Raw genomic sequence first — 26915 nt, forward strand, 5'->3', positions numbered from 1 at the left:
GGTCATCGTAGTTGCCCACAGTGCCAACACGGCACCACATGTGACTGGCTGAGTAAACAACAAGCCAAGTTATTACCGGTGAATTATTTTATGGTGACCTTTACCTTGCCGTTTGAATTAAGAGCCATAGCGAAGTCGCAACCCGAGCCGTTCTATCACGCCATGTTTACCGTGGCAGCAGGCGTACTCAAAGATTTTGCAGCACGCTCCCCTAAGCTCAGTGGTGACATAGGCTTCACGGGTGTACTGCATACTCACAGTCGGCGCAGAGACTACCATCCACATCTGCACTTCATTATCCCAGCAGGGAGCTACCACTCAGGCAAGCGGCAATGGCGTAAGTGTCAAACCCATAACTTATTTAACGCCTTTAATCTTGCCAAGGTGTGGCGAGCACGTTTACTGGCTTATCTGAGTGACACGCTTCAACTCACCCTACCACATCAATCCCACTCGAAATGGGTGGTCGATTGTCAGTTCGTGGGTAAAGGCGAACCTGCACTGCAATATCTGTCGCGCTACCTTTATCGGGGCGTATTACCCGACAGCAGTATTTGTCGTCATGTCGATAATCAGGTGAGTTTTACCTATCAAGACAGTCAGACCCGCTGCCAACAAGTACGCAGCTTGCCCGCCGTCGAATTTCTGTGGTTGGTACTGCAACATGTGTTACCCAAAGGATTACGGCGAGTACGAGACTATGGCTTACTGCGAGGCAATGCCAAAAAGCTACGGCAACAAATCCAACTGATGTTGGCTGTCGCAGGTGCAGTGTTCCCCATGTTACCTGAGGTCAAACGTACCTTAGCCGTGCGCTATTGCCCTTGTTGCCATCAAGCTATGCATTTTATGGGCGTTCATATGAGTCATCGACCGACAGGCGCTAATATCACCGCTTAAGGCGAGAAGTATAAGGCTAACGGGTTAACCAAACAGAATGAGGACTCGATAACAGCTTGATGAACAAGTGATAAAAATATTAGCTCGTTCGCTAAGGGCGGGTCATGTCTGCAAAAAGTTTCTTTCAAAATAAGACCTTCGCCAGTACAAATTCTCAATCCGCTATTTGCATAATAAAGTGTCAACAATCAACATCGGGCTTGTTCAACACTTGGGATAAGGTCGCGGCTACGCGCGGCCTATCCTTATTTGTTATAACTACTTTTGCACACGCTCTAATTCTTTGAGCATCTGTAATCCCATATACAATGCTTCCTCGGCATGGCCGTTTGAAACCTGTTGCCCATGAATAGCAGCATTGCAGATTTTCAAGATATAGTCGTATGAACTACGCATTCCTTGATAGTTAGGATACTGATTTGTCAGCTCTTTAAATAACTGCCTAGCAGACATGAACTTGGATTGCATCGCTGTAGGATCTGCTGTAGATGTACGTTTCCCCAATATCGAACGCATAGACTTTTCTAAATCCATTCGTAAACGAGCTAGCGCAAAGTTCAAGTCATTGCCTGAAGCCCTGATGTAATCACTCAACTCATCTTCTAGATTTGACTCTGCACTATCAGATTGAATTGTTGACTTCAGTTCTTCTTTTGCCTCTTGAACCTGCTCTCTTCCTGGGAGGTGAACATTTACAGTTTGATTCATAGTGCTTGAGATCGCAGTTATCGTATTACTGTATACGTTCAGTATTTCTCTAGTTTCGCTCTTGAACTCTGTTACATCAGTTTTTACTTTCTCAATTTCTTTCTCAAACGTCAGGAGCTTTCCAAGACTAATCTTTTTGGCTAGTGGCAAGAGAATAAAAAATAATGATAAAACCAATAGAAAAGCAGGTGTACTCCCTATTTCATTTTTAGGAGGGAAACCAATTCCATACAACCCGATAACTAGCAGCCCACTCCCTATCAAACGACACAAGAATGGGAACACATCAAATAGTAAAATTTTCTTTAAAATATCCACAATAGTTCCATGTTGTTATAACGCCTTTGGCATTGGCGAGTGGCGCAGCCGCGAGTCCAGCCCAAAGGGCGAGCATGCCCAAACTTGTTAAGCATTAAGTCCACGGCAATGCTTCTGCAGGGCCATATATATGCTCATCACTAAGGTAGCACTTGGTATATCCGTTGGGACCATAAATGTGACCGTCACTTATGTAGAACTTACTATATCCACTAGGCCCGTAAATATGGCCATCACTAATATGGAATTTCGTATAACCAGAGCGCCCATAAATATGGTCATTGCTCACATAAAACCCTGTGTACATAAACTCGCCTCCTTTCACTAATGCTAACGCCCGCCTAAAGAGCTGGTAACGCATAACAACTAAACTCAAACACAACAACCGTAACCACCGCGGCTTAATGGGACTGGAAACGCCACGCGTTGACAGTCCCTCTTGAGGCGATTGTTAAGTTTATTCTCGCGCCATAGCTTTCATGAAATTTGTAACATATTCAAGTACAGGAAAGTCGTCTCCCTGCCGCCCCCCATAAATTGAAGATGGACATAAATTGGTTAGAGTCAAAGCTCTTAAAGTTATGACTCTTATTAGAGAAAGTATGGCAAGTGGATATACGGTAACGCTTAGCATAAAGTATGCAAATACTAGGCTCACTATTCTTCAAACTAAAACCACCAAGTATCCAGCGTCATCTTGGTGCCCTTGTTAAGTAACGCTTTATAATTTTAGTACGGGCTGAATTTCCTAAAGTCATATTAATTTTCATTTCGTATTCTAAGCTAGTTAACGGAACAACCAAGCCATTATTAATTGAACAAAATTCAATTGACGCTTCCCAATCTATATTGGGAACCCATTTCCCACCTATATAGTTATGGGGAGCTCCCATAACCTCAACAATACAATTATCAACCTCAGTGGTAAAAAAAATAGAAGACACTTTTTCACACTTAGTTCGCTCTAATGGGAGAGTACCGGAATTAAAGATTGGTAGCGCATTTTTAATTTCAATTACACCGCTTTCACTTGTGACGATATCTACATCAGTAGCTTGATCACAAATACCTCGAATAAACAGATTACTTCCGCCAACAACCGCCCAAGGCGAACGGATGTATTGTAAGCGCTTCACAAGTAAACTGATTGAATCAAAGTTCATTTGTTTAATTCCGATGGGTACTTAGAAACATCATTATTGTAAGCGGATTTTGCTCTAATTTTATTTATGATATTCCAAGAGACTGCAGATAAATGAGGTGACTCACGATTTAGGTCATTTAACTGTTCACGATACTGCTGAACCGCTACTTTTGCTTCCTTTGCATCACCAGAAGATGGGAAATCTGTTTCCCAATTTTTACATGACCGCCAAAGTGTATGATAGCGTTTTGCTGCTTTTTCATGTAAATGTGCAGATTCTTTATACTTCAGTACGGGCTCTAAGATAGACAACACTGCTACAACTAAAGAAAGGATAATAGGGATAATTACAACCAAATAACTACCATCCGGCAACAAACCCTTAAATTGAGTGCTTAGAAGCCATGCGATTATGCATGCCGTGCCAAAGTACTGTAGCTTTTCAACAAAACGAGAACGATTCACGTAATGATCACACAGATCAAAATGAGCCTTTTTGGACTGTTCACTATCAATCAAGTGTCTGTCAAATTCTTCACGTATATTTTGAAATTGTTCACAATCGCCCATTTATTTTACCAACGACATTATTTTATCTATTACACCCTAAAATACATTACATTATAGATAGTTACATAGCATTTTCATAGTGCGCATACGCACGTATTTGTAAAAACATCCAGTGCAGATACGACTGAAACCGTCGAAAATAGAGATGTATTCATTGAGCCTATAGGGACGTACTCAAGGCGTGCTTCAGCAATATCTGCAGATGCGCTCGCTGCAGGCGTTTAATAACTATGAATCTACAACACAGAAGTTACTTCCATGCAGCAACACAACCGATAGAAATGAACCAACCTTCATTCGAAGACTAACTCTCTTTGGAGCAAGTACGTGTCAGCAATATTCCACTTACACGTACTTGGACAGAAGTGAGTCAGTATTTTCGCTAAATTAACAAATTATGGATTAATTCAGGTGTGGCAAAAGACAAGACCTGACCCCAATTTTGTTTCTGGAGTAGGAGTTGCCTCCTACTCTTCACCATCTTATTTTTGGGTTTTCCGTTGAGACACAGGTAAAAACATATCTATTTCTTCATCACTAAAGGTAAGTTCTTCATTGTTTTTTAATGCTTTAGATGCCATCTGGTAAGCTTTGCCTACATTGGTATTTGGAGATCCTTTATAGAGCTTGTGCAAAGCGGTTTGTAAGGCGTCTCGTTTTGTTCTAACATCATCATCACTAATCGCAGCTGAGTTCATATCTGTAATGAGTGATAAGTAGGATTCTCGGATATTCCAGAGGCTATTTGCCGCATCAGCATGTTTCTGTGATAAACCACCAAGGTCGTATTTTTTGACATACGCATTAAGGATCGTTAATACAAGGGAAATCATCGCTGAAACGTATCCAACCTCAGGTATTTCACCAAAGACAGCAGCAAAAATCCCTGTAGTAGTAACAGCTGAGAATACGATTTGCCAAAATTTAATACGGTTGTTTCGAGCATTAAGAATGTCAGCACATTTTTCATGTGTTTTATGTGTCCAGACAACTCGAGCATAACACTCTCGAATCTGGTCTAGTAACGCAAAGTTAACTTGGGAATTTTGTTCCATATATTTCTCGCCACTTCTGGTTTGCTTTGTAAGGCATTCCTCTAGATTCATAGTCTATCGCTTCACAAGCGATGTTGTAGCAACGTAATGCCTTGTATTCAAAGGATCCTTTCCGATAGACATATTGGTTGCTTCTTGGAGCAAGCCAATAGCTTTGATCTGGGTTTTGGTTCTTTAAGTAGTGGAGAAAGTCACGACTCATCCAGTCATAGTAGATGAACGATTTATCTCTATATTCCCACTGTTTCAAGAAGTTGTAAGCAAGAGTGTCGATAAGCAGCCCCCCCATAGGGACATCCCACTTGTCTTTCCATGCTCGTGCCATTCGACATAAACGTTTCAGATTCTTGTTCCAATGACCGTTAGACTCATTTATTTGAGCTATTTCTGAGCGAGGGTCTGTTACTCGCCATCGCCCACCATTATTTGTGTCTGGATATGTAAATGAACGATCGTCTTTGTTGATAAAGGCAGGTACGATTTCAAAGCAAATACCATCAGTAAAGTTAAGTTTTACAACTTGACCATCACCACTGACGTAACTGGATGAGTATGTTTTAGCAATAGAGTTTCTTACAGCTTGTAACAAAGCCGATTGACCATTTGTCGTGTAGCTATCGTATTTTGCATACTCTTCATAAGGTAGCTGCACGATAAGATCTATATCACTTACGTGGATATCGGTTCCTCTTCCATAAGATCCAACAAACAAGCTATATCTGCTATCTGAGTCTATACCTCTAAAGTCACTGTTAATGCGCTTAGTTATTTGCTTCGTCCTATATGAGATGTTAGATATAACCACATCACTCATACGCAAGTTGCCACAGAAAGTTGAAAACTTGTCAGATACACTCATTTACACCTCAATAGCATAGCTAGCTGAAATATCTACGCTTTATTTGGGGGCATTTAGAGCAAATACAAGGTATGCATCAGAAATATTTTACTTTCTCGAAATGTAATGGGTCAGGTCTTGCCTCTTGTTATCCATTACTTTTTGTATCACAAAACTAGCAAGTTATCTGAAATAACAATTCGAGCCGTAGCTCACTTTGGGGCAAAATTGATTTACATTGGGAAGTGGTCATTTTCATATGATTCAATCAACGAAATCCATTTTTCAAGTTCGTCACCTTCGGCAGTATTAGGCAAATGCATCAAACAGTTCCTCAATTCGCTTTAAAGCAGCTCGATACTCCTCTTCAGAACTTATTGATTTCTCTTCACTATAGAATAACCTCTTTTTCAACAGAAGGAGCATCAAGCCATTCTGCTAAATCATCAGGTATTGGGGCCGTTGGATCACACTTTGAGAGCAATGTATTGAGTTTCGAATTCTTCATTTAGTTCGTCCAGTCAAATCGCAAATGATCCTGAATAAAATGTGGAGCATTACCAAAATTTGGTCAACCCAACAGGACCGAACATTACAACTTAGGCCACAAATAAATTGAAAAGAGGCAATTTTCGATTTAGAAATGGCAGCATAACGATGCAAACACTGCCATTTTAGTATGAATCTTTATTACTCTCCTGAATTTGCCGTTTTGTTGCGAGGTATTGGCATGGTTGATGGGTAAGTAGATGAGCAATGCCGATCAGAGCAGCTGTTGCCGCTTTAGTTCGACCGATTTACGAAACAACACCTTTAAAACCATGCAGTTTTGGCGGTGTTGCACTTTGCTACCCAGTGAAACAGGGATGTTAAACGCCATGGATTTTTTGCAATGCAAAAAATGTGAAGGCTATTTCAGCCTCAACGTAACGGTATTTACTTTGCTAATTCATTGGGGATTGTTAACATTAACTGGGCGGAAGTGCATAAACTCAGCAGAGGTATATTATGAGTGAGCTACAACTATGGTCAATCTTAATCATGTTTCTCACACTTGGTTTAGTTATCGCATCCGGTGTGGTCTTATACAGAGGGTTTAAGGAATAGCACTTACTCATTAAAACTGAATCAAGGGCTTTAGTTTCTTGTAATGATTTGTTGATAATGACTTATTGCCAATCTGAATTTGATTTTGTTTCAATATCAAATTTTAGTAAAAATATTCTCAATATAATTAGGTATGACAACCCTATATTACGGATTACCATATCGAGGCATGTTGATTATCGCATTTAGGACATTGTTGCAACAATGCCAATCTTAGCTACCCCTAATACTGTTCGTTTAGCTAAAAAGGAGCTGCCACAAAACGCTTTTCAAATCTTCATGACTAGGTCGAGTAACTTGTTCCGATGATCAAATTTTAGTAATGGTACAAGTATCGACTACATCGGTGGTGATTCAGTTTTGACTTTTTCACCAGAATTTTTAGGAATGAGAGAACGTAAACAGTGACCTAAGCTAGTGAGTTGGCGTTTGCTCCAATAGCCACGAGAACCAGTTTCGTAACTAAAGAGCAGTGTTGCATCTGGGTACTTGGATTGAAGTTATTTTGTGAGTTTAGTGATAGAGGCTTTTGCACTAGAAACTCGGCTGTAATGTACCGCTTGTGTCCCATAATTATCTTCGATGTAAGCGACCTATCTAAGCCAATGAAAAGTATGCTATGTTTTATTGTGGTGCTTTCCTATTTTCAGTTTTGTTGATAATACTATTATGGTTTTGGTTTTCAACTAACCCAGGATTGATTGGAGATCAGCATCTTTGTGGGGAGTAATTATGTCTAAAGAGCACGAGGTAAAAGTTAGTGACATAGAAGAATGTGTATTCTCCGAGTTGTTGAAGCCACCGAAGCTTCCCTCATCCTCTGACGTGCTTTTTACAAGCCAAGAAGATTGGTGGAACAACGCATGCGTCAACTGGTGCCACGTTAGCTGGGGAATTTATGCCGATGGATATAAGGAAGCGGCAGACATACTTGTCAACCAAGTGGAAATCCGGGCCGTCGGAGCGTATCAGGACTCACTCGTCTATCCAGTTATATTTCTTTATCGCCAGTATCTTGAGCTTGCCATCAAGGGTCTGCTACAGGATGCAAAGCGGCTCCAAGACATCGAAGGTGATTTGCCAAAGCACCACAGGATTGACCAAATTTGGATCGAATGCAGGAACCTCCTTAGTGAGATTTGGCAAGGAAACTCAACAAAAGAGCTTGATCAGATCACTCGCTTGTTGAAAGATTTCGCCAAGGTCGATCCTACTTCAGAAGCGTTTCGGTATCCACACGACAAGAAGGGGCAACCATCTCTGGAAGGCCTCACTCATATCAATTTGCGAAATGTGCGAGAGGTCATAGGGAAAATTTCGGTCATTCTCACAGGTGCCCAAGCTCAGATTAGTGAATACTTGGGCTACAAAGCGGACATGGAACATGATACGGGGTGGTACTAGCAGACAGATCTATAACATCACGTTGCAGGTGACGTTTAAGTCACAATCGAAGTGATAACTGATAAAGGTTTATATGAAAAAACATTTATTCTATACCTTTCTATTTTTATTTATTGCTACTGCGGTGATTACATTAGTTGGTATTACTCGGTTAATTCCAATAGATGAGTTTTATCTGAAGGGGTTGTTTAGCAGTTTAATTTTGGAGCTTTGTGGGGCTGTGATATTTATTTACCGCAAAGCAGACTTCTTTGATGATGCGCCGAAAAGTAATCTAAGCCTTGCATCCCTAGATGTGGTAGAGAATGCAAAAATATGCAATACAAGGTATTTAGACCAGAAAGTATCTGAAATCGAGGACAGTGCGCCAACAGCTATGACTGTGGAGGAAGTTATAGAGTCTATAAACGCTGCTCCACCTTTTCAGAAAAAAGAGATTTCTGAAAAGTATATTGGGCTTGTATTTGAGAAGGTTGGCTATCTCAAGAAAATAGACACTGATTGGAATGATAAGAGTAAAGTGCGAGTAAATATTCATCTTGAGAAAGGAGGGATCGTTGGGCATTCAATTTGGTTTTCTACAACGTTGGACGAATATCCAGAGTTAAAGGTGCTAACCAAAGATAGTGCTATCAAGGTGAAGGGTAAGCTACTAAGTGCAAGTGCTGAAGGACTTAGTATAACCTTGCAACCGATTAAAATTGAAATCCTTGGTTCTAACAAGTCGGTCAATTCACAGCTATCAATGGCGACTGAGACGCCGCTACGTTAGGCTCTTTACATGTAGGAACAGGAACCGCAGTGGACTTTGGAATAATACTTAACTACTTTTTCTTGATCTTGTACGTTGGTGGCATGTCGACCTTCATCGTACTGATGGCGAAGTTATATTTCGATAAGCGAAAGGCGAGACGAGAGCTGAAGTTGAACCTATTGGAAAAGTTCAAGGCTTCCATCTACCTGTCGATTAACGATGTCATTAACATGGCAAAAGGTGCAGATCTCGCTCGGTCTAGCGTTGGCAAGTGCTTAAATCAACTTCTCAGCGATACTAACGATCCGAATACCTTCAAAGAAATACAGCGACTCACTGCGGAACTTGAAAAAGAGGAGCCTTTTGACGATCTTCCCGAGGAAGTAAAACCATCCTTGGTGAGACTTGTAGATCTATGCGAGGCAAGCTCAGTAAAAAGCGATAAATATCTCCTCAGTCCAGTGCAAAAGACGTTGGGAGCTTATGTTGAACTCAAGGCCGAAGTCGAGAAGAATCGGACAAAGGCAAAATGGATCAATATCGCTGGTATCGTCAGCTTGATTGTCGGAATGTGGAGTTTTTACCTAACTTGGAAAAGCCCTGACGTAAAAGACATCGAGGCGGCTGTAAAACGTGCTGTTGCCGCTCCATCCCAAGAGCCTACCCCTGTGGAGCAAGGGACACCTCGCGATAATACGGTGCAGCATCCCTAACTCCGAAAATCAAAAATTAGAGCTAGTACAATTAAAGATTGTCAAGTCAGTAACCTCTGGAAAAACATCTATTGCCCCCCAGATAGAATCTCTAGTAACTCTTATCGGTCTCCCCTGCATCGACACTCTAGCCAAGGTGTATGAATTCTCGAGCAAATACTCAAAATTCAATTCAGTTGCATCTACGCTAAAGGTGCCTTGATGTGTCTTCATGATACAAGACTTTTGGTTGCAGGTACTACATTCGCTCGCTGTGTGCTTTGCAAATATCTCCCTGATGACCCCTTGTTTTCTCGGACCTAATTCCAAGCCAACAAGACTTACATTATTGGCCATAAACGAGTTTAATAACTCAGGCTCATACTCTGCATAAAACATGAAAATACTCGCAAAGTCTTGCCTATAATCACATTCATCAACAGAATGATAATAGCCTAGATACTGTCCTGAAACATCTTTAGCAAAATGTCGTAATGCAGCATCTTCAAATTTTGAGCTGTTGTTATGAACCCACTTAGCAAAAAGTAGCATCAAACATCCTGGTGCCAATTTAATAGGAAATAAATATCTTTCCGTTTTATCTCTAGGGAGTTTACAAGAGAAACGATGATCACCTGAATTTATTGTATCTAAAACAATCGCTTGCTTACAATCCTTAGCATTGAGAAGCTTTTTCAAAGCCTTTAACGTTTTAGAAAAGCCTAAGTCAGGTAATACGTTAAGTGGCTGCCCATGAATTAAGCATTCATTTGAATAATCCCAGAAGTGACGAAAATATCCGTAACCAACGCTATCAATACTCTCTTTTATACATGATAAACAGTACCTCACCTTATTCAATCCCTTTGCTCGCCGTCTCGTTGTTCGACCACTAAAAAATGTAGATTCTATTCGGTAGGTATATACAGCAGGATTGTCAAAAAGACTGTTGCCTTTGCCATTCACTGACAAATTCATGTCTATCGTTTCTAACAGTAGATGATCAGGATAGCGATAGAAAAGATGCTCATATCCCTTATGAACAAAAGGATTATCTATCCATCGACCAAAGTCACTGATAACACCGATCGGCTTAATATTAGGGTCATGTGCTAACAATGTGCGAAGCAAAGTACTATGTATAGATTCGTCGTTAGGAACCTGATCCCGTAATAATTTAGCTAATTCAAAATCGAAATTTTCACTCATTCAAATACAACTCTGCCATTCCATCTAAGCGGCTTTTAAATTCTTTCCAATTAGGTATTACACTGGTCAATACGCCAAAATCACTCACTATGAAAGTGTTATGCGATACATGAAGTTTATTAAAAATCAATTGTTTAACACAACACCGAGGAGATTTAACAAGGTAAAGACTCAGCATCGGCGTACCTTTAGCGGAGCAGGAATATGGCTTATTTCTGAATGATTATCGTGACCGACTGTGCCTACAAGGCTTCATTGGCTTTGGAAGAGATGTCTCTAGCCATGGTCGATCTCTCAGATAAAGCCAGAAAAAGGCAGCATTACAGTCAGACTTAATGTCACGCCGTAATGCATCGGGATGCATCTGTCGATACCTCAGTATTTGTACTCGGCAAGCTCGTCTTTTGGATTCCAAATGACATTGCTTACGCCATTCAACCAATCCAGGTTCAGCAGAAATAACTTGCTCGATCGAACCGACGCCAATACCACAAATACTGGAAATTCTGCGTCGGTGCATTCCTAGCCGAGCAAGACTGATGATTCTCTGCTGAAGACTATTATCCAACTGCTTTGGTTTTAAGTTTAATTTAACATCAAATTTTGCAGCCAGACGCTTTAGATAACATCTACTTTTCCCCGTAATTCTGTAAACCGCTTCAAGAGAATTACCATCTTTTAGTAACATCAAGCAACGCTGCTCAATATCATCCTTGACTAAATTTGTGGATTGAAGTGAGCGCGGCACTGTAATCTGAGCCTGATGTTGTAGCATCTCTCCAGCCGACTTAAACAACCAAGCCCCAAGTAAGAGATGTCGAAACGGATGACAGTTAGTTCCAACTGATAGTAATTCTGATATGTAGTGATAATCAGTTGGATAGCGTGGAAAAAGAGACTTTTGCATTGGATACATTGCCAAATCACAGATAAACGCCTTCATTAGTGGTGCTCTACGAACCTTACCACTAGGAGTGAGAAAACCCAGCTCATTTAATCGAGAGCGGTATTTACCCACTAATTCGATGGCAAGTTGTGATTTTTCAAGAGTGGAGAGGAGGTCAAAGCTAAATCTCGCAACACTACTCTCTATGGAGGAGGCAGCTTCAACCTCACAATGTACCAATGGTGGCAGACCTACACATAATCTTTGTCTTTCTTTCAATTTAAAGGACATAAGCCGTACGTGGTGCTTCCAACATGATGTTACCCCAGGTATTTGATGAACCCTATGCCAGTAAGCAACTCCTAGCTCAAATATGTCCTTTGCTACACAAATTGGACACGACTTTAAAAGTAAAGTCCCTCCACTGTTAAATGAAACCAACTGGCTGTGCCGGAAAGCTCTAGCCCCATCGCCACAGAGTAAATTTTCTTTTAACGAGCTTGCATGCTTTGGTAAGTAAAAGAAAAAAAGCGGAGCCAAAGTTTGGCTGATTAATTGGCTCGCCGCTTCTTCACCTGACAATTCAGCGATTCGAGATATACCTGCTGTTAAAAAGGGGTGTATCGCTACACGACTCGATCCATATACTCGAAAACTAAACGAGCGCTCCAACTCTCCTGTCAAAAGAAGGTAGCGTATCAATCGTCCAAGTAAAAGTTCGTCGGGAAAAGCCGTTGGCAGTTCCATATGCCTCCTCTAACGATTTAATTAAAAATTTCCAGAGGTTCCTCACATAGAACTCCTGCAACTCTAAGATTTTCAAGAGGATCGTTATCCTGTGAAGCTCTCTGAATAAGACTGTTATCCAACACCCTATCAATCAAGTCTTCGGCTAAGCCGATTTCAGTTAATGCATCTGCAAACTCTGGATGTTGAGGGCGAGTTAAGTCTCCTGGTATTGTTACAAATTTAGATTTGGTGTTGATTACTTCTTTAGATGAAACACCTTCGCTCCGATGGCTGTTCGGTTCCGTATTACCATCTTTTCGATCTCTTTTTAGAATAGAAATCGCGTGTTTCTTTCTCATTTCTTCAGTTAGCTTTTTCGTTGCCCGTATAGCAATACTTGCTCCTAGTTCAAGAACGTCTTCAGTAACCCTCTCGTCTGAAGAACCAATAATTGCCTTTTGAGCTGAATAATAAATTCGAACAGCTAAATCCATATTGCCAGCAGACAGTGAGTAAAGTTTATTGTTCAAACTTGGGGTCAACGGTGTTTCAACATTCGTCCACTGTAAACACCAAAGCTCATCCACAAACAATTCCCACTCATCATCATTCTTCATAAGCTCCACATCGAAGTAACCACTACTTTCCGCTCGTCGCGCTGATTTAAAACTCTTGCTGAGAAGTTCATCGAACGGAGGGTTTGCACAGAAAAGTATCGGAATACCTAAATTATTAACTAAGTTATGCAAAAAGCCTAAAAGTCGATCGGCACCGCCTGCTTTAGCAAGGTTTAGGTTTTGCATTTCATCAATAACCAGAATCCCGAGGAAGTTTGACTTCATTTTTGCTTCAATTTGTTGAAGCAAAAGAGCTATCGTTCCCGCAGGTTTTGTTGGGAAGAGCCCTAGTTTTTGATCCATTTGCTCTAATATACGATGGCAAAGACCTTTGACACTTGAATCATCTGGACAATCGACTTTTATCCACACAACTTGCGGTATTGCTAACACTTTATTTTGGTAATATGTATGTTCTATAACATCAGGAAAGTAGTTGAGCACCTGTTCAAGCATACATGTTTTACCAACTCCGCTTTCACCAATGATTGTTATTCCACTGCCTTTAGGTTGGAAAAAACCTGTTCTGGGTTCAACATCAGGTCGATTATCCGAAGAATAATGTAGATAGTTCATTGTTGTAGGAGATAAAGGATTTTTTGCTGAATATCCCTCTTTGATTGCCATTTCGATGGCCCTGAATACATCAAAATAGAGAGGCAGTGGCTGCCTCAACGTCTTTAATCGGGTGAGATAATCCAACCTTTCAATTGCCTCTAACGTTGTTTCTTCAACGAGCCTCTCAGGATAATTACTCAGCTTAATAACTAACTCATCATCCTCAACCTTAGGTGGCAAAGCTTCAATCAAAGGATTACCACGATGCTCGGGTAATATCGCTTTATGATAAATGGCATCTTCACATCGCATTATCGTTGGCCCTTTTTCGCTTGAGCATTGAAATTACTTTTTTCTTCTTATCATCAAGATGTTCACTGGGTATATCTGATTCCATATCAGGCTTAGCTTGATGAAGTTGGTATTCTCCATCCTCAACCCTCTGTGCAAGAATAGCTTCCCTTCTCCTTGCTTTCATGCCCTTTGTTCTCTCAGATTTTGAACTCAGCGACGGAGCCAATGCCGCTTCTTCTTTTGCAGTTTCGATAACCTGATTTCTTCTCTGGTGACGCTCTATCGATTTCGCTGTTGGCTTAGCTTTGTTTTTTGCCAACTTAATCCAGTCTTCAAAATACAGGATGTCTGCTTGATGCCTGTGAGCAAAATTAACCGACTCCTTCATCAGGTAACATCGGGTAAAACCACTTACTTCCTCAAGCCTGACAAATATAAAGCTTGAATTATCGTGATCAACTAAAGCATCTAGTTGCCATGAACCATTATTTCTCGCGATTACTTTCCACGTATCAAAATCAGCATGATCTGACTCATAATACATTTGATCGTTCAGCCGAATTCCTTTACCTGTCATGGTCACTTTTACTGTTGGTAATAGGCGAGAACGAATATGAGCCTCATCTGCTCGACTTAAAGCATGACGCTGCGCTTTAACATGTAGATTCCAATAGTTCAGAGGAGTTGGAGAAAGCCCTGACTCAATAAGTAATGTACTTTGCTTGGCTAAATCTTTAAAAATTGAACTGTTGTGCTCTAAAATTTCATCAATAAGGAGCTTGGTTATTTCTCTGAGCGTAAAAGTAGCATCTAATCTTGGATCTCTATCTCCTCTGATATAATGCCGCCCTTTCGTCGTCCCTAACAGCTCATGAACTAGCTTCTCGTTCAAGATATTGAAACGTTGTTCTACTATACCTTTCAATTCCGCCCTGTATGGTGGAGCAATACTCAAGTGTCCAATCAATGGCACAGCGAGATTTTCGGCATCCTGACAAATAAACTCACCTCGATCACAAAGCAATCGTTGAGGAATATGATTACAAGGCCAATCCGCTTCTTCGATTTCAATACCAAACTCTGCACAATACTCTTTCTTAGAGGTAAAGCTATTGATTAAAGCCTGCCGACCTGCTCTCCAAGAGGCGTATTCCATAGAGACGTGAAGTCCAATAATCATTCGACTTTCTTTATCAACCACGCAATAAACGGTTGGTCTTCCCAATACGTGATTTCTCTGAAAATCAGAAACGATATGTACATCCAAAACTGTTGCATCCAGTTCAAAGCAACTGCCAGGAACTTCTGTATGATCAGTAGCAGAACCTCTTAAACCTCGCTTATTGCGGTCAAAGTCACCTTGATTTGTTTGTTTACGTATTAGAATTTGCGCTGGAACTAATTTTTTGGCCCAATAAACAAACGCTCGGTAATTAGGAACTAAAGCTTCACGAGACTCAGATTCAGCAAGAATTAGCTCCTCTGCATAATATTCTTTGAGCATTTTGTCATATACACGGCTGAACTTAACTGTTTCACCTTTGAGTCCAAACTCCTTCATAGCTTTAAGAAACAAAGCCTTATCGTGCTCAGTGGTATTAACACCTTCAGGGACTTCAATACTTGGACTGGAGAGTTGTATCGGAGAGCCACGCTTTGCTACACCAGCTACTCTTGATTTACCTCTGCCCCCAGAGTTCTTATAGCTCGGTAAGAGTGCATTTCGTTCTTGACCATATTTCCAATAAAGATTTAGTGCTCGATAGATATTCTGGACATATGTGTTGTGGGCTTTCGCGTGTATTGAAACAGCTTTACTACGAGGTTGCTCAACCAAATTTAGCAAAAAATTCGGATCAGATATTAAGTCAATAATAAGTCGATATTTTTCATCTCTTTTTACAAGATGACTCTCTGAAATATCATCTTCTGATTGCAGTTGATAATAAGGAAGTTCATATAAACTTAGTTGGGCATTGCCAACTTTGATCGCCTCATTAAAAAGGTCAAAATCAAGTTTGATAGGTCGTTGTAAAGCCTTTGAATCTAGCAAAGGAAACTGAATGACAATATGTTCTTCGGTATACAGTTGTAAAACTCGGTATAGACCATCACCTAGGCCATCCAAACTTTTAATTTGCCAAACGCTATTTAATTCAACTTGCATATTGCTGTGATTCCCCATCCATCTTAACTTGCACAATTTCTATCATCCCAGATAGAACTATGGGTCGCGCCAAATCTACAATCACTTCTTTATCGGCTATTAAATACTTTAACAAAATCAATGCGTCATCTTTCGACATACCGATTTGATGAGAAAACCTGTCGCAAATATCACTTAATTGCATCGTTCCCACCGTCAACAAACGCTTGGCTTCCTCTCTAACTTTGTTCGAATGTGATGAGTACTTCTTACGTTGAGGATCAGTAATCCATTGAATATTCTTTGACTTAATCTGATTCAGTTCTGACAAGCAAAATACGTGAAAGGGAACACCTAATAACTCCCACCAAACTCTTTCAATATCGAGCTTTTCTGCCGTCCTCTTCTCTGAAAGCGTTTCACTAGGCTTCACAGAAACAGCTTCATACCAAATCCGCTTTCCATCACTACAGGTTAAAAGAAAATCAGTGGTAATGATGATTAGATCTTTGGTTTTTGGATGCTTGGGGTGCTCAACATCAAGTAGCTTAGATATTTTTAATGAGAGTGTGAGAGGAAGCAGAGGAAACTGTTCCCGAATATCGATAATTGAATCGGAAAACTCAGCTAAATAGAAAAAGCATGTCTCTTGCTCAGATAAGGTATGGTGAGTTCGGCCCGATTTTATTCCGTCAATCTTACCGCTGTGCCCATGAGACTTTACATCCTGAACTCTTATCCACGGAGTGTAGTTGGCTCCTTCACCTAAGCCGTATTTTTGTTTTAAAGCCCGCTTATAATCAGCGAGCTTTTCAAGTTTTCTTCGTCCAGCCACAACATATACTCTACCCAATTCGACAAAGTATATTATAGCCTAGTGTACAAACTTTATTATTCAGAATTGCATTTGTGTACAAACTTTTTCAACAGTGTACAAACTTTATTGTTCCAAAACACAACTACACCGCTTGCCCTGCAGCCACGCCGGATGCCCAGGCCCATTGAAAATTAAACCCGCCTAACCAACCACTTACGTCCATGACTTCACCGATAAAGTAGAGTCCTGCGACTTTGCTGGCTTCCATGGTTTTGGATGACAGCTCATTACTATCAATACCACCTAAGGTCACTTCTGCGGTGCGGTAGCCTTCGGTGCCGTTCATCAATAGTGTCCAGCGGTGGATATCATCGACCAGTTTTGCGCGCTCGGCGTGCACTAGTTGATTTAAGGCTTTGTTCAACAGGGCCTCATCGAATAGCACTTCAACCAGCCGTTTAGGCAACCATTGGCTGAGAGTGTTACGCAGGCTTTGCTTAGGGTGCGCGGTGAGCTGTTGCGTTAGCAATTGCGCCAAATCCATATTGGGCAAGAGATCGATTTCTATGGTTTCGCCCGCTTTCCAATAGTTGGAAATCTGCAAAATGGCAGGGCCAGATAAGCCGCGGTGAGTGAATAGCAACGCTTCGCTAAACGCAGTGCCATCTTTGGCGGTAATGCGGCTCGACACGGCTATGCCCGACAAAGGTTCGAAGCGAATTTTATCTTCACTGTGCCATGTAAAAGGCACCAGACCTGCGTGAGTTGGCAATACTTTGAGACCAAACTGCTCGGCCAGTTGATAACCGTAAGGCGTGGCGCCGAGTTTAGGCATGGATAAGCCGCCCGTGGCGATAACCAGTGAGTCGCAGCTCAGTTCGCCGCTAGAAGTATTGAGCTCAAAGTGCCCTGCCTCGGTCTTTTTAACGGCCAGAATATCGGTGCGCAGCTTAATGGTAACGCCCGCCCATTCACACTCGGTCAATAGCATAGTGACTATCTCTTTAGCCGAGTCATTGCAGAACAATTGGCCGTGATCGCGTTCGTGGTATTCAATGCCGTGGCGCTCGACCAGTTCAATAAACTGCTGCGACGGATAACGTGCGAGTGCCGACTTAACAAAGTGGGGATTACCACAAAGGAAATTTGCGGGCTCGACTTTAAGGTTAGTGAAGTTACAACGCCCGCCGCCGCTGATGAGGATTTTACGCCCGGCTTGCTTGGCATTGTCGAGTACGAGTACATCACGGCCTCGGTAACCCGCGGTCGCTGCACACATCAATCCCGCGGCGCCGGCTCCGATAATAATGACATCATGATGTTTCACGCTCTTACTCCACACAGATAAATTGATTGGTATTGGCTGCCAACGGGCAGTTTGCTGACTCGCGAACCTTTAGCAAGCAAGTCAGCAACCGCTAAACGGAGCAAAGATACACTCAAACGTTAGGCACAAATCCCCTCTTTCACCATCTGACCTCCAGGGATGGAGGAAATGCCCGTCTGATGTCGGGAACATCAAGGGCCCTGGCGACCGGGGATACATCTTGCACACCAGAAGTCCATGCATAAAAAAGGGCGCTATTTTAGCACCCTTTCCTTTATTCAGCATCATCACGGCTCGCGGTTTATTGCGCGGGCGTTTCTGATTTCTTTTCTCTGCTGAGCAATTCTTTCGCAGCATCGACGGGCGATTTACCTTGGTACAAGACTTGGTAAATCTGCTCAGTGATTGGCATTTCAACCCCAAGGCGTTTCGCAAGCGTAAACACTTCCTTGGTATTGCGATAACCTTCAACCACTTGGCCGATTTCAGCCTGTGCTGTCATCACATCACAGCCTTTACCTAAGGCTAAACCGAAACGACGGTTGCGGGATTGGTTATCGGTACAGGTCAACACTAAGTCGCCTAACCCAGCCATTCCCATAAAGGTGGCCGCATTGGCCCCTAAGGCTTCGCCTAAACGCGTCAATTCAACTAAACCACGGGTGATCAAGGCTGTTCTGGCATTGGCACCAAAGCCGATACCGTCGGACATGCCTGCACCTATCGCGATCACGTTCTTTACCGCGCCGCCAAGTTGCAGTCCGGTAAAGTCGTCGTTGGCGTAAACCCGCAAACGTTTAGGGCTGTGTAACAGCTCGACGAGATCGTTGGTGAACGTAGGACAAGTCCCCGCAACCGAAATGGCCGTAGGTAAACCCATAGCTAATTCTTTCGCGAAGGTCGGCCCAGATAACACCGCCAGCGGATATTGCTCACCTAACACATCACGGGCCACATCTTGCAGCAAACGTCCGGTTTCAGGCTCGAGCCCTTTCGTTGCCCATACGATGCGCGCATCGCTACGGAGTAACGGTTTAGCTTGCTCAAGCACAGTACCAAACACATGGCTTGGTACTACCACTAACACATTGTTACTGGCAGCTAAGGCTTTGGCTAAATCGGCTTCGATCTGTAAACAATCAGGAAACGCAATACCAGGCAAAAAAGCTTGGTTGCACTTGTCTTGAGCGAGCGTTTGCATGTGGACAGGATCGTGTCCCCATAACAAGGTCTTATGACCGTTGCTGGCTAAAGAAATGGCAAGGGCGGTGCCATAAGAGCCCGCCCCTAATACCGTGATATCGGCAGAGTTTTTCATGTAATTAAGCGTTAGCTTCTTCGGCGGCTGGTGCAGTCGCAGCAGCTTGACGTTGTTGCACGTATTGGGCAAACAGCGCGTCGAAGTTAACTGGTGCTAGGTTCAGTTGTGGGAAAGTACCACGACCAACTAAGCTGCCCACGGTTTCGCGAGCATACGGGAATAGGATGTTAGGGCAGTATGCACCTAATGAATGGGCCAGTTGTGGCTCAGTCAGACCAGTGATAGAGAAGATACCGGCTTGTTGTACTTCACATAGGAAAGCGGTATCGCCACCGTTTTGTGCAGTCACCGTTAAAGACAGGACAACTTCATACACATCGTCAGCTAATTTAGCGCTGCGCGTGTCTAAATCTAACTTAACTTCTGGGTTCCATTCTTTTTGGAATACAGCTGGGCTGTTAGGCGTTTCGAAAGACACATCTTTAGTGTAAACACGTTGGATGTTGAATTGTGGGGCTTGTTGTTCGTTGTTTGCTACTTCAGCCATAATTTCCTACCTATCCTATCAATGTTGTATCGGCTTTTCGTTGAAAGCCAATTATTATTTGAAAGCCAATTCATCTTTGAACGTAAATTGGCTCGGGGCTTATGTTACTCAAGGCCTGTATCAGATCTCGGTATCATCCCAACTTGCACCCATATTCGGGTATCGATCGAACCAGTCTAAAAACTTACATTAAGCCCTTAGCGACCGCAGGATCAGTATGCCAAACAATGATGACTGTATTGCTGCACTGCCTAAAGAATAGGGTGCAGCTTAAATCATAACTGCCGCCGACAACTTATCTTTTGCTTTTTGAAACAGGCATATTTGCTGCCTGCCATTCACCCATACCACCTTTCAAGTTATACAGGTTTTCGAAACCTTGTTGACCTAAAAGCTGAGCGGCTTGAGACGAGGTCATGCCAGCATTGCATACCAATATAATGGGACTGGCTTTAAACTTTTCAAGGGCAGATATCTGATTATTTTTAATATCTGCTAGCGTAACGTTAATTGCATCAACAATATGCCCCTTGCGGAACTCATCATTAGAGCGCACATCAACGACTTTAGCGTCCTGTCTGTTCACCATAATCGTCAGTTCTTGGTGAGAAATACTTTTGATTTTTGACATGCTCGATTTGATGATACTCGCGACAAGCACAACAAATAATCCCACCCAGGCCAGACTTAACATTGAGTGAGCTTTAAAAAATTCGATATATTCTTGCATGATGATTGCCCGCATAAATGGCGAAAATTCGATAAGGGCACAGAGTATACCGATTGCCTTGGCAGATTGCAGCAGTTTAGTCACAGTTCCAGATCGCACTTTTAGCGCAATTGCCTAGGTGCTTGTTACAAGCCAGCCACAGAATTGGACGAATTAGTGATTCGATGACCTTAATCGGGGTAAAGCGCTTTTTCATACCCCGCTAACGTAGTAATATTTGACCAATTTCAGATTTCTATCGCTTCTATAAAACTTAAAGGTATCACTATGACGACAGCTAAACGTCCGCTCGCGTTGTTGATCCTCGATGGCTGGGGCTACCGTGAAAACACGCATAACAATGCGATTTTCCACGCCAATACTCCGGTACTCGACCGTCTCAACGCTAAATATCCCCATAGTTTGATTTCAGGTTCTGGCTTAGATGTAGGCTTACCTGATGGCCAGATGGGAAATTCTGAAGTTGGCCACATTAACTTAGGCTCTGGCCGTGTGGTGTATCAAGAACTCACTCGCATCAGTAAAGCCATTGCAGATCATGAGTTTGAACAAAATCCAGCCCTGTGTGATGCGGTTGACTCGGCCATTAAAGCCGGCGGCGCAGTGCACATTATGGGCTTGCTTTCCCCCGGTGGTGTTCACAGCCATGAAGAGCATATCGAAGCTATGTGCCGTATGGCCGTTGCCCGTGGCGCAACTAAGGTTTATCTGCACGCTTTCCTCGACGGCCGTGATACACCACCGCGTAGCGCTAAAGGTAGCTTGAGCCATTTTGATGATCTGTTTACTACATTAGGCCATGGCCGTATCGCCTCGATTATTGGTCGTTACTTTGCTATGGACAGGGATAATCGTTGGGATCGCGTCTCGCAAGCCTACGATTTAATCACCCAAGGCAAGTCAAAATTCCAATACGACAATGCGGTTACTGCATTAGAAGCGGCTTACGAGCGTAACGAGAACGACGAGTTCGTCTCTTCATCGGCAATTACAGATGCTGACGGCCAAGTTGCGACCTTGCAAGATGGCGATGCACTGATATTTATGAACTTCCGTGCTGACCGTGCCCGCCAAATCACCCGTAGCTTTATCAACCCAGACTTCGATGGTTTCGAACGTGCTGTAGTGCCGAAAATGCACTTTGTCACTCTGACTGAGTACGCCGGCGACATCAAAGCACCTATCGCGTATCCATCTGAAAACTTGGTGAATACCTTAGGTGAAGTGCTGCAAAAACAAGGTCGCACTCAACTGCGTATCTCTGAAACTGAGAAATACGCCCATGTGACTTTCTTCTTCAACGGCGGCAAAGAAGAGCCATTCGAAGGTGAAGATCGCATCCTAATCAACTCTCCTAAAGTGGCGACTTACGATCTACAGCCTGAGATGAGTTCAACTGAACTCACCGACAAGTTAGTGGCGGCGATTGAATCAACCAAGTACGACGTGATCATCTGTAATTATCCCAATGGCGACATGGTCGGCCACACGGGTAATTTCGATGCCGCCGTGAAAGCCTGTGAAGCAGTTGACGCTTGTATCGGCCGTGTAGTGGATGCGCTGGCGAAAGTGGGTGGTGAATGCATTATTACCGCCGACCACGGCAACGCCGAGCAAATGACGGACGAAACCACAGGTCAGGCGCACACAGCCCACACCAGTGAACTGGTACCTTTCGTCTTTGTTGGCCGCGATGCGACCATAGATGAAGGTGGTAAACTCAGCGATGTCGCACCGACCATCTTGACCTTGATTGGCGAAGCCATTCCAACAGAGATGACGGGCAAGCCCTTAATCCACATTAAAGAGTAACCGTTACCTAGTGAGCACTCGACTCCTTGTTAAAGCCAGCATTCTTGCTGGCTTTATGATGTTATCTTTCTCGGCCAACGCTTCTGATTTGGAGAAGCGTCAGTCCGAGTTGAAATCAATCCAAACGCAAATAAATCAACAACAAAGCGCGTTAAAAACCACCAGTAAACAAAGAGAAAAATTGCTGTCATTGCTGCGTAGCGATGAAGAAGCGATTGCGTCAGCGGCCAAAAAAGTCAACAGCACCAAAAATAGCTTAGCGCAAATCGATACTAAACTGACCGAGCTGAAACAACGTCAAGATGAGTTAGAAACGCTAAAAGTGAGTCAGCAACAGACACTGTCAAAACAGCTGTCGAGCGCCTATCTTGCCGGTAATCACGATTACACTAAGATGATGCTCAATCAGCAAAGTCCTGCCACTATCGAGCGTATGTTGGCCTATTACCAATACCTCAATAAAGCGCGGATGAAGTCGATCAACGAATTAAAGCAAACCTTGACCGAGCTAGATGAGATCAAGGTGTCGCAAACGAGTAAGCAAAAGCAATTAACCAAACTCGTCGCCGAACAACAGGTCCAAGCCAAACGTTTGAGCCAAGAGCAAGATCAGCGACAACTGACCATCAAAGAGCTACAACGCACCTTAAATTCTAAGGGCGCTGAGCTGGAGCAGTTGCAAATTGAAGAGGCCAGCTTAAAGCGCGTGGTCGAACAAGCGCTGCGAGCCATGAAAGACAATCCTTCGATGGAAGGTTTTGGTAAACAAAGTGGCAAACTCAAATGGCCAACTAAAGGTCGCGTCAGTGCCAGCTTTGGCAGCCAGCGTTCCGGCCAAGTGGTATGGAAAGGCACTATGTTATCCGCGCCAGAAGGGCAAAATATTCGAGCCGTTTCAGGTGGTAAGGTTATTTATGCCGACTGGTTACGCGGTTTTGGTTTGGTGATGGTTATCGATCATGGCAAAGGTTATATGAGCCTGTACGGCCATGCTCAAACCCTATTAAAAAGCCCTGGCGACATGGTAAAAAGCGGCGAAGCGATAGCTTTAGTCGGACGTTCGGGTGGACAGAGCGAGGCTGGCCTATACTTTGAAATAAGGCACAAGGGGCAAGCCGTCGATCCAGCGAAATACTGTCGCTAATCATAACGGTCCCCTCATCACAGGGGACGGCTATGAAACACATGATCCGCTATATCAGTTGCGTTGGATTAGGCCTAACTTTGGGCCTATCCATCAGCCTCTCTAGTCAAGAGAACGCTAAGTCCTATCGCAGTGATTTTGACTATCCGTTACTGCAAAATGTGCTTGAAACCGTTGAAACTTATTATGTGAAAACCGTTTCGAAAGAAGAGTTAGTACAAGCGGCAATCAAAGGTATTTTTGAGCACTTAGATCCCTATTCCAGCTTTTTGAATCACCAAGAATTACTCGATCTCAAAGACTCCAATCGCGGCGAATATTTTGGTTTCGGCTTCGAAGTCGCAACCCAAAATGACCACATCAACATCATCGCCCCCTTCGCCCATTCCCCTGCAGAACAAGCGGGAATACGCGCAGGCGACATTATCGTTAAGCTCAACGACACACTGGCGACCGAGACTAACCTCGCCAATATCCTTGCCGAGATAAAAAAAATAGCCTAAGCAATCAAAGCATTAAGTTAGTGCTTAAGCACAGCAATGACGATGCGACCTTTGAGGTGTCACTCAAGCCGAGCACTATCACTATCGAATCTGTCACCACTCAATTGCTTGATGGCAATATTGGGTATGTCAGATTAAGTAGCTTCCAAGAAAACTCGACCGAAGATATGGTGCGTTCACTTAGCCAATGGCAAAATAAACCGCTCGCCGGGCTCATCTTAGATTTACGTAATAATCCCGGCGGCCTGCTCGACCAAGCCGTTAAAATTGCTGACCTATTCCTCGCGAAGGGGCGCATAGTCTCAACCTCTGGCCGCTTCTTCGATGCCAACTCCGACTACTACGCCTCACCGCAAACCATGCTGACTAACGTGCCCATGCTAGTGTTGATCAACAAAGGCTCGGCCTCTGCATCCGAAGTACTCGCCGCCGCACTGCAGCAAAATGGTCGGGCTAAGCTCTTAGGTGAGACCAGTTTCGGTAAAGGCACAGTACAAAGCCTGATCCCCATCTTAGAAGACGGTAACGCGATAAAACTCACCATTGCCCAGTACAATACCCCCAGAGGTGAAAACATTCACAATATAGGAATCGTCCCAGACATAAAAATTGCCGCAGAAACTGGTTCCGGCGCAGGTAATTTGGCTATAATCGACGCCCTATCCGCCCATGCATCTCTGGCCCAAGATCATCAAGTGACCTCAGCCATTGCATGGATACAGCATCATGACGAATAAGAAGAAACTGTGCGCTTACTTTATTCCTTGGCCCTATTGGCCCTAAGCATTTCTCAAAGTCATGCTGCCCAGATTGCCCTCATTATTGATGACATAGGTTATCGTCATACCGATCAAGCCGTGCTGGCACTGCCCAGCACAGTGACACTCTCAGTGTTGCCTCATACACCTCTTGGCAAAGAACTCGCCAATGCTGGCCATAAAAAGGGCCACGAAATCATGCTGCATCTGCCTATGCAAGCGCTTAATGGTAAGGCGTTAGGCTTGGGTGGATTGACCAATACTATGACTGAGGCACAAATTCGTGCCAGTGTTGTCGATGCGATTAACAGCGTTCCTTTTGCTAAAGGTGCCAATAACCACATGGGGAGCTTACTGACTCAACTCGATGATCCTATGCTGTGGGTGATGGAAACCCTCAAACAAAAGCATCTGTATTTTATCGATAGTATGACAACAAGATTCACTAAGGCGGGAGAGACAGCGGATCAGTTAGGCGTGCCGTTATTAAAACGCCAACTGTTTCTAGACAATGATACCAGTGCTAAAGCACTCGAAAGACAATTTAACTTAATGATAAGTCAGGCACACACTCAAGGTAGCCTAGTGGCGATTGCCCATCCTTATCCAGAAACCATGCGCTTCTTAAAGGCCAATCTACAAAGACTAAAAACCGAGGGGATTGATCTAGTACCTGCATCAAGCTTACTCCCCATCGGCATTGCACACAAAAATGGAACTAATCCAGCTGTAACACTGAGATAGACATGTCAGGCAACAAGGCAAGTAACTCATCACTATTACTCACAATGTCCAGCAGAGTATATTGATCGAGCACATTCAAATACGCTTCAACTGCTTGTGCTAACACGCCTTTCAACTTACAAGCTGGCGTGAATCGGCAGTAAGGTTTACTGCAATCAATCGGTGCTAACGAGTTTTCTAACACACGAACTAACTGGCCTAAATTAATCTCACTCGCAGGCTTACCCAAACGGAAACCGCCCATCTTGCCGCGAATGGTTTCGAGGTAACCCATCTTGCCTAAATGATGCACTATCTTAGAGACATGATTTGGAGACAGATCAAATACCTGAGTAATTTCAGCAATTCTAAATAAAGTGGTTCTGTCTGGCTGAACCGCCAAATACATCAAGGTTCGAACGCCAAAATCGGTATAACGAGTTAACTGCATATTTCACCTGTCAGCGATAAACTTAATGAGAGGTTTGAGCTTCGAGTTGGGTAATCAACCAAAGCGCCTCTTCGTTCGAATGACCACATACATCTTCCGATGCATCGAAATCACTGCAAACCGCGGGACGATCGGGCGAGCCGAAGATCAAACATAAATTGGCATCACTCAGCTGCACACAACGCTCACCCGCAGCCTTACCATTTGGCATACCAGGAATACCGCTGCTAATTGAAGGCGCAATACAGCAAGCACCACACCCAAGACGACAATTCATTTTCGTTACTCATGAAAGACATAAGGCATTATACCGTTTAATTTGTCCGAGATCAGTGTCACAGGTCAATACTGCCAAGTCGCGCACAAGCGTCATTCAGTGCGTGAAAGACATAATATGGATAAAGTGGGACGAAATTAGGCAAAAATAGGTTGAGATTTAAGTTTACTACGAATGAGTTGCAACCTTTAAAAAGATATGCATTCTATACAGGTAGAGACAATGAACTCATGAACGCGACGCGGGGGTGGACTAGATCCTTGCAAAAAAGCCGCGACAATAGAAATAAATTGCATAACGAAAAAAGCCTCTACATTGCTGTAGAGGCTTTCGTCTTTATGTTGGCGGAGCGGACGGGACTCGAACCCGCGACCCCCGGCGTGACAGGCCGGTATTCTAACCAACTGAACTACCGCTCCTTTAGTTTAACGTTTGCACATTAACCTAAATTAGGCGCTTGGCGATGACCTACTCTCACATGGGGAGACCCCACACTACCATCGGCGCGTTTGCGTTTCACTTCTGAGTTCGGGATGGGATCAGGTGGTTCCACAAGGCTATTGTCACCAAGCAAATTCTGTTTATTACCGTGTCCATCTCTGGACCACGTTAATAATAATTCGGAAAGCTGATTTT

At 43.3% G+C, this 26915-nt stretch carries 23 protein-coding genes, 1 tRNA gene, 1 rRNA gene and 2 pseudogenes; 8 read left to right on the top strand and 19 right to left on the bottom strand.

The window, feature by feature from the left end; all coding sequences use genetic code 11:
• Positions 1–900, top strand: a 900-nt coding sequence (locus tag Q4Q46_RS20330; RefSeq protein ID WP_311906915.1) for an IS91 family transposase, incomplete at its 5' end; no start/stop codon positions are given.
• A 258-nt stretch (positions 901–1158) separates the two neighbouring features.
• On the opposite strand, the gene Q4Q46_RS20335 is transcribed toward Q4Q46_RS20330, so the two are convergent.
• The 6 genes and pseudogenes from Q4Q46_RS20335 to Q4Q46_RS20360 form a co-directional block, all read right to left on the bottom strand.
• On the bottom strand, positions 1159–1926 hold the full coding sequence (locus Q4Q46_RS20335; protein ID WP_311906916.1) for a hypothetical protein: 768 nt from the start codon (positions 1924–1926) through the stop codon (positions 1159–1161).
• A gap of 692 nt (positions 1927–2618) precedes the next feature.
• Entirely contained in the window at positions 2619–3089 is a 471-nt protein-coding gene (locus Q4Q46_RS20340) for a nucleotidyltransferase family protein (RefSeq protein ID WP_311906917.1), read from the bottom strand.
• The gene (locus Q4Q46_RS20345) at positions 3086–3640 is read right to left on the bottom strand and encodes an SLATT domain-containing protein (RefSeq protein ID WP_311906918.1); all 555 of its coding nucleotides are present in this window, start codon (positions 3638–3640) and stop codon (positions 3086–3088) included. The genes Q4Q46_RS20340 and Q4Q46_RS20345 overlap by 4 nt, the downstream gene beginning before the upstream one ends.
• A gap of 482 nt (positions 3641–4122) precedes the next feature.
• On the bottom strand, positions 4123–4695 hold the full coding sequence (locus Q4Q46_RS20350; RefSeq protein ID WP_311906919.1) for an SLATT domain-containing protein: 573 nt from the start codon (positions 4693–4695) through the stop codon (positions 4123–4125).
• The gene (locus tag Q4Q46_RS20355; protein WP_311906920.1) at positions 4673–5554 is read right to left on the bottom strand and encodes an SMODS domain-containing nucleotidyltransferase; all 882 of its coding nucleotides are present in this window, start codon (positions 5552–5554) and stop codon (positions 4673–4675) included. Before Q4Q46_RS20355 ends, Q4Q46_RS20350 begins: the two co-directional genes overlap by 23 nt.
• A gap of 1439 nt (positions 5555–6993) precedes the next feature.
• A pseudogene (locus tag Q4Q46_RS20360) lies at positions 6994–7268 on the bottom strand (IS110 family transposase); the annotation flags it as partial.
• A 104-nt stretch (positions 7269–7372) separates the two neighbouring features.
• Between Q4Q46_RS20360 and Q4Q46_RS20365 the strand changes: the two are divergent.
• From Q4Q46_RS20365 to Q4Q46_RS20375, 3 genes are all read left to right on the top strand, one after another.
• Positions 7373–8044 (top strand): hypothetical protein, encoded by a 672-nt coding sequence (locus tag Q4Q46_RS20365; RefSeq protein WP_311906921.1) that lies wholly within the window; start codon positions 7373–7375, stop codon positions 8042–8044.
• Between the two features lie 73 nt (positions 8045–8117).
• Positions 8118–8816 (top strand): hypothetical protein, encoded by a 699-nt coding sequence (locus Q4Q46_RS20370; protein WP_311906922.1) that lies wholly within the window; start codon positions 8118–8120, stop codon positions 8814–8816.
• A gap of 29 nt (positions 8817–8845) precedes the next feature.
• Positions 8846–9511, top strand: a complete 666-nt coding sequence (locus tag Q4Q46_RS20375; RefSeq protein ID WP_311906923.1) for a hypothetical protein — start codon at positions 8846–8848, stop codon at positions 9509–9511.
• Positions 9512–9520: 9 nt separating this feature from the next.
• On the opposite strand, the gene Q4Q46_RS20380 is transcribed toward Q4Q46_RS20375, so the two are convergent.
• The 9 genes from Q4Q46_RS20380 to Q4Q46_RS20420 form a co-directional block, all read right to left on the bottom strand.
• Positions 9521–10699 (bottom strand): hypothetical protein, encoded by a 1179-nt coding sequence (locus Q4Q46_RS20380; RefSeq protein ID WP_311906924.1) that lies wholly within the window; start codon positions 10697–10699, stop codon positions 9521–9523.
• 223 nt (positions 10700–10922) lie between these two features.
• The gene (locus Q4Q46_RS20385; RefSeq protein WP_311906925.1) at positions 10923–12332 is read right to left on the bottom strand and encodes a TnsD family Tn7-like transposition protein; all 1410 of its coding nucleotides are present in this window, start codon (positions 12330–12332) and stop codon (positions 10923–10925) included.
• A gap of 17 nt (positions 12333–12349) precedes the next feature.
• Positions 12350–13801: an ATP-binding protein gene (locus tag Q4Q46_RS20390; protein ID WP_311906926.1), complete on the bottom strand. Its 1452-nt coding sequence runs from the start codon at positions 13799–13801 to the stop codon at positions 12350–12352.
• Positions 13791–15950: a TnsB C-terminal domain-containing protein gene (locus Q4Q46_RS20395; protein WP_311906927.1), complete on the bottom strand. Its 2160-nt coding sequence runs from the start codon at positions 15948–15950 to the stop codon at positions 13791–13793. The genes Q4Q46_RS20390 and Q4Q46_RS20395 overlap by 11 nt, the downstream gene beginning before the upstream one ends.
• Entirely contained in the window at positions 15940–16764 is an 825-nt protein-coding gene (locus tag Q4Q46_RS20400; protein ID WP_311906928.1) for a TnsA endonuclease N-terminal domain-containing protein, read from the bottom strand. The genes Q4Q46_RS20395 and Q4Q46_RS20400 overlap by 11 nt, the downstream gene beginning before the upstream one ends.
• Positions 16765–16888: 124 nt before the next feature.
• Positions 16889–18073, bottom strand: coding sequence for a BaiN/RdsA family NAD(P)/FAD-dependent oxidoreductase (locus tag Q4Q46_RS20405; RefSeq protein WP_311906929.1), 1185 nt, complete (start codon positions 18071–18073; stop codon positions 16889–16891).
• Positions 18074–18374: 301 nt separating this feature from the next.
• The gene (gene gpsA / locus Q4Q46_RS20410) at positions 18375–19391 is read right to left on the bottom strand and encodes an NAD(P)H-dependent glycerol-3-phosphate dehydrogenase (protein ID WP_006083776.1); all 1017 of its coding nucleotides are present in this window, start codon (positions 19389–19391) and stop codon (positions 18375–18377) included.
• A 4-nt stretch (positions 19392–19395) separates the two neighbouring features.
• Positions 19396–19881 (bottom strand): protein-export chaperone SecB, encoded by a 486-nt coding sequence (gene secB, locus Q4Q46_RS20415; RefSeq protein ID WP_006083777.1) that lies wholly within the window; start codon positions 19879–19881, stop codon positions 19396–19398.
• A 295-nt stretch (positions 19882–20176) separates the two neighbouring features.
• Complete coding sequence (locus Q4Q46_RS20420; protein ID WP_226059791.1) at positions 20177–20611, bottom strand: rhodanese-like domain-containing protein; 435 nt, start codon at positions 20609–20611, stop codon at positions 20177–20179.
• Between the two features lie 267 nt (positions 20612–20878).
• Here Q4Q46_RS20420 and gpmM point away from each other — a divergent pair, with 267 nt between their 5' ends.
• The 4 genes and pseudogenes from gpmM to Q4Q46_RS20440 all read left to right on the top strand — a co-directional run bounded on the left by gpmM (position 20879) and on the right by Q4Q46_RS20440 (position 25572).
• Complete coding sequence (gene gpmM, locus Q4Q46_RS20425; protein WP_311906930.1) at positions 20879–22423, top strand: 2,3-bisphosphoglycerate-independent phosphoglycerate mutase; 1545 nt, start codon at positions 20879–20881, stop codon at positions 22421–22423.
• Between the two features lie 10 nt (positions 22424–22433).
• Complete coding sequence (locus Q4Q46_RS20430; protein ID WP_259574718.1) at positions 22434–23567, top strand: murein hydrolase activator EnvC family protein; 1134 nt, start codon at positions 22434–22436, stop codon at positions 23565–23567.
• 32 nt (positions 23568–23599) lie between these two features.
• Positions 23600–24807: pseudogene (locus tag Q4Q46_RS20435) on the top strand (S41 family peptidase).
• 9 nt (positions 24808–24816) lie between these two features.
• Positions 24817–25572, top strand: coding sequence for a divergent polysaccharide deacetylase family protein (locus tag Q4Q46_RS20440; protein WP_107403114.1), 756 nt, complete (start codon positions 24817–24819; stop codon positions 25570–25572).
• Here the strand turns inward: Q4Q46_RS20440 and Q4Q46_RS20445 are convergent.
• The 4 genes from Q4Q46_RS20445 to rrf all read right to left on the bottom strand — a co-directional run bounded on the left by Q4Q46_RS20445 (position 25547) and on the right by rrf (position 26850).
• Positions 25547–26002 carry an Rrf2 family transcriptional regulator gene (locus Q4Q46_RS20445; RefSeq protein WP_063884306.1) on the bottom strand — a complete coding sequence of 152 codons (456 nt, stop codon included), beginning with the start codon at positions 26000–26002 and terminating at the stop codon, positions 25547–25549. The two genes, Q4Q46_RS20440 and Q4Q46_RS20445, sit on opposite strands and share 26 nt — an antisense overlap.
• 22 nt (positions 26003–26024) lie before the next feature.
• The gene (locus Q4Q46_RS20450; RefSeq protein ID WP_006083785.1) at positions 26025–26279 is read right to left on the bottom strand and encodes a YkgJ family cysteine cluster protein; all 255 of its coding nucleotides are present in this window, start codon (positions 26277–26279) and stop codon (positions 26025–26027) included.
• A 342-nt stretch (positions 26280–26621) separates the two neighbouring features.
• Positions 26622–26698, bottom strand: a tRNA-Asp gene (locus Q4Q46_RS20455).
• 36 nt (positions 26699–26734) lie between these two features.
• A 5S ribosomal RNA gene (gene rrf / locus Q4Q46_RS20460) occupies positions 26735–26850 on the bottom strand.
• Positions 26851–26915: the final 65 nt, after the last annotated feature.

The sequence above is a fragment of the Shewanella vaxholmensis genome, assembly GCF_031932135.1.
GTDB classification, from domain to species: Bacteria; Pseudomonadota; Gammaproteobacteria; order Enterobacterales; family Shewanellaceae; genus Shewanella; species Shewanella hafniensis.

Excerpts from the sequence above, each read along its gene's own strand:
- Q4Q46_RS20340 (WP_311906917.1), bottom strand. The coding sequence starts at position 3,089 with ATGAACTTTGATTCAATCAGTTTACTTGTGAAGCGCTTACAATACATC.
- Q4Q46_RS20345 (WP_311906918.1), bottom strand. The coding sequence starts at position 3,640 with ATGGGCGATTGTGAACAATTTCAAAATATACGTGAAGAATTTGACAGA.
- Q4Q46_RS20350 (WP_311906919.1), bottom strand. The coding sequence starts at position 4,695 with ATGGAACAAAATTCCCAAGTTAACTTTGCGTTACTAGACCAGATTCGA.
- Q4Q46_RS20355 (WP_311906920.1), bottom strand. The coding sequence starts at position 5,554 with ATGAGTGTATCTGACAAGTTTTCAACTTTCTGTGGCAACTTGCGTATG.
- Q4Q46_RS20365 (WP_311906921.1), top strand. The coding sequence starts at position 7,373 with ATGTCTAAAGAGCACGAGGTAAAAGTTAGTGACATAGAAGAATGTGTA.
- Q4Q46_RS20370 (WP_311906922.1), top strand. The coding sequence starts at position 8,118 with ATGAAAAAACATTTATTCTATACCTTTCTATTTTTATTTATTGCTACT.
- Q4Q46_RS20380 (WP_311906924.1), bottom strand. The coding sequence starts at position 10,699 with ATGAGTGAAAATTTCGATTTTGAATTAGCTAAATTATTACGGGATCAG.
- Q4Q46_RS20385 (WP_311906925.1), bottom strand. The coding sequence starts at position 12,332 with ATGGAACTGCCAACGGCTTTTCCCGACGAACTTTTACTTGGACGATTG.
- Q4Q46_RS20390 (WP_311906926.1), bottom strand. The coding sequence starts at position 13,801 with ATGCGATGTGAAGATGCCATTTATCATAAAGCGATATTACCCGAGCAT.
- Q4Q46_RS20395 (WP_311906927.1), bottom strand. The coding sequence starts at position 15,950 with ATGCAAGTTGAATTAAATAGCGTTTGGCAAATTAAAAGTTTGGATGGC.
- gpsA (WP_006083776.1), bottom strand. The coding sequence starts at position 19,391 with ATGAAAAACTCTGCCGATATCACGGTATTAGGGGCGGGCTCTTATGGC.
- secB (WP_006083777.1), bottom strand. The coding sequence starts at position 19,881 with ATGGCTGAAGTAGCAAACAACGAACAACAAGCCCCACAATTCAACATC.
- Q4Q46_RS20420 (WP_226059791.1), bottom strand. The coding sequence starts at position 20,611 with ATGCAAGAATATATCGAATTTTTTAAAGCTCACTCAATGTTAAGTCTG.
- gpmM (WP_311906930.1), top strand. The coding sequence starts at position 20,879 with ATGACGACAGCTAAACGTCCGCTCGCGTTGTTGATCCTCGATGGCTGG.
- Q4Q46_RS20445 (WP_063884306.1), bottom strand. The coding sequence starts at position 26,002 with ATGCAGTTAACTCGTTATACCGATTTTGGCGTTCGAACCTTGATGTAT.
- Q4Q46_RS20450 (WP_006083785.1), bottom strand. The coding sequence starts at position 26,279 with ATGAATTGTCGTCTTGGGTGTGGTGCTTGCTGTATTGCGCCTTCAATT.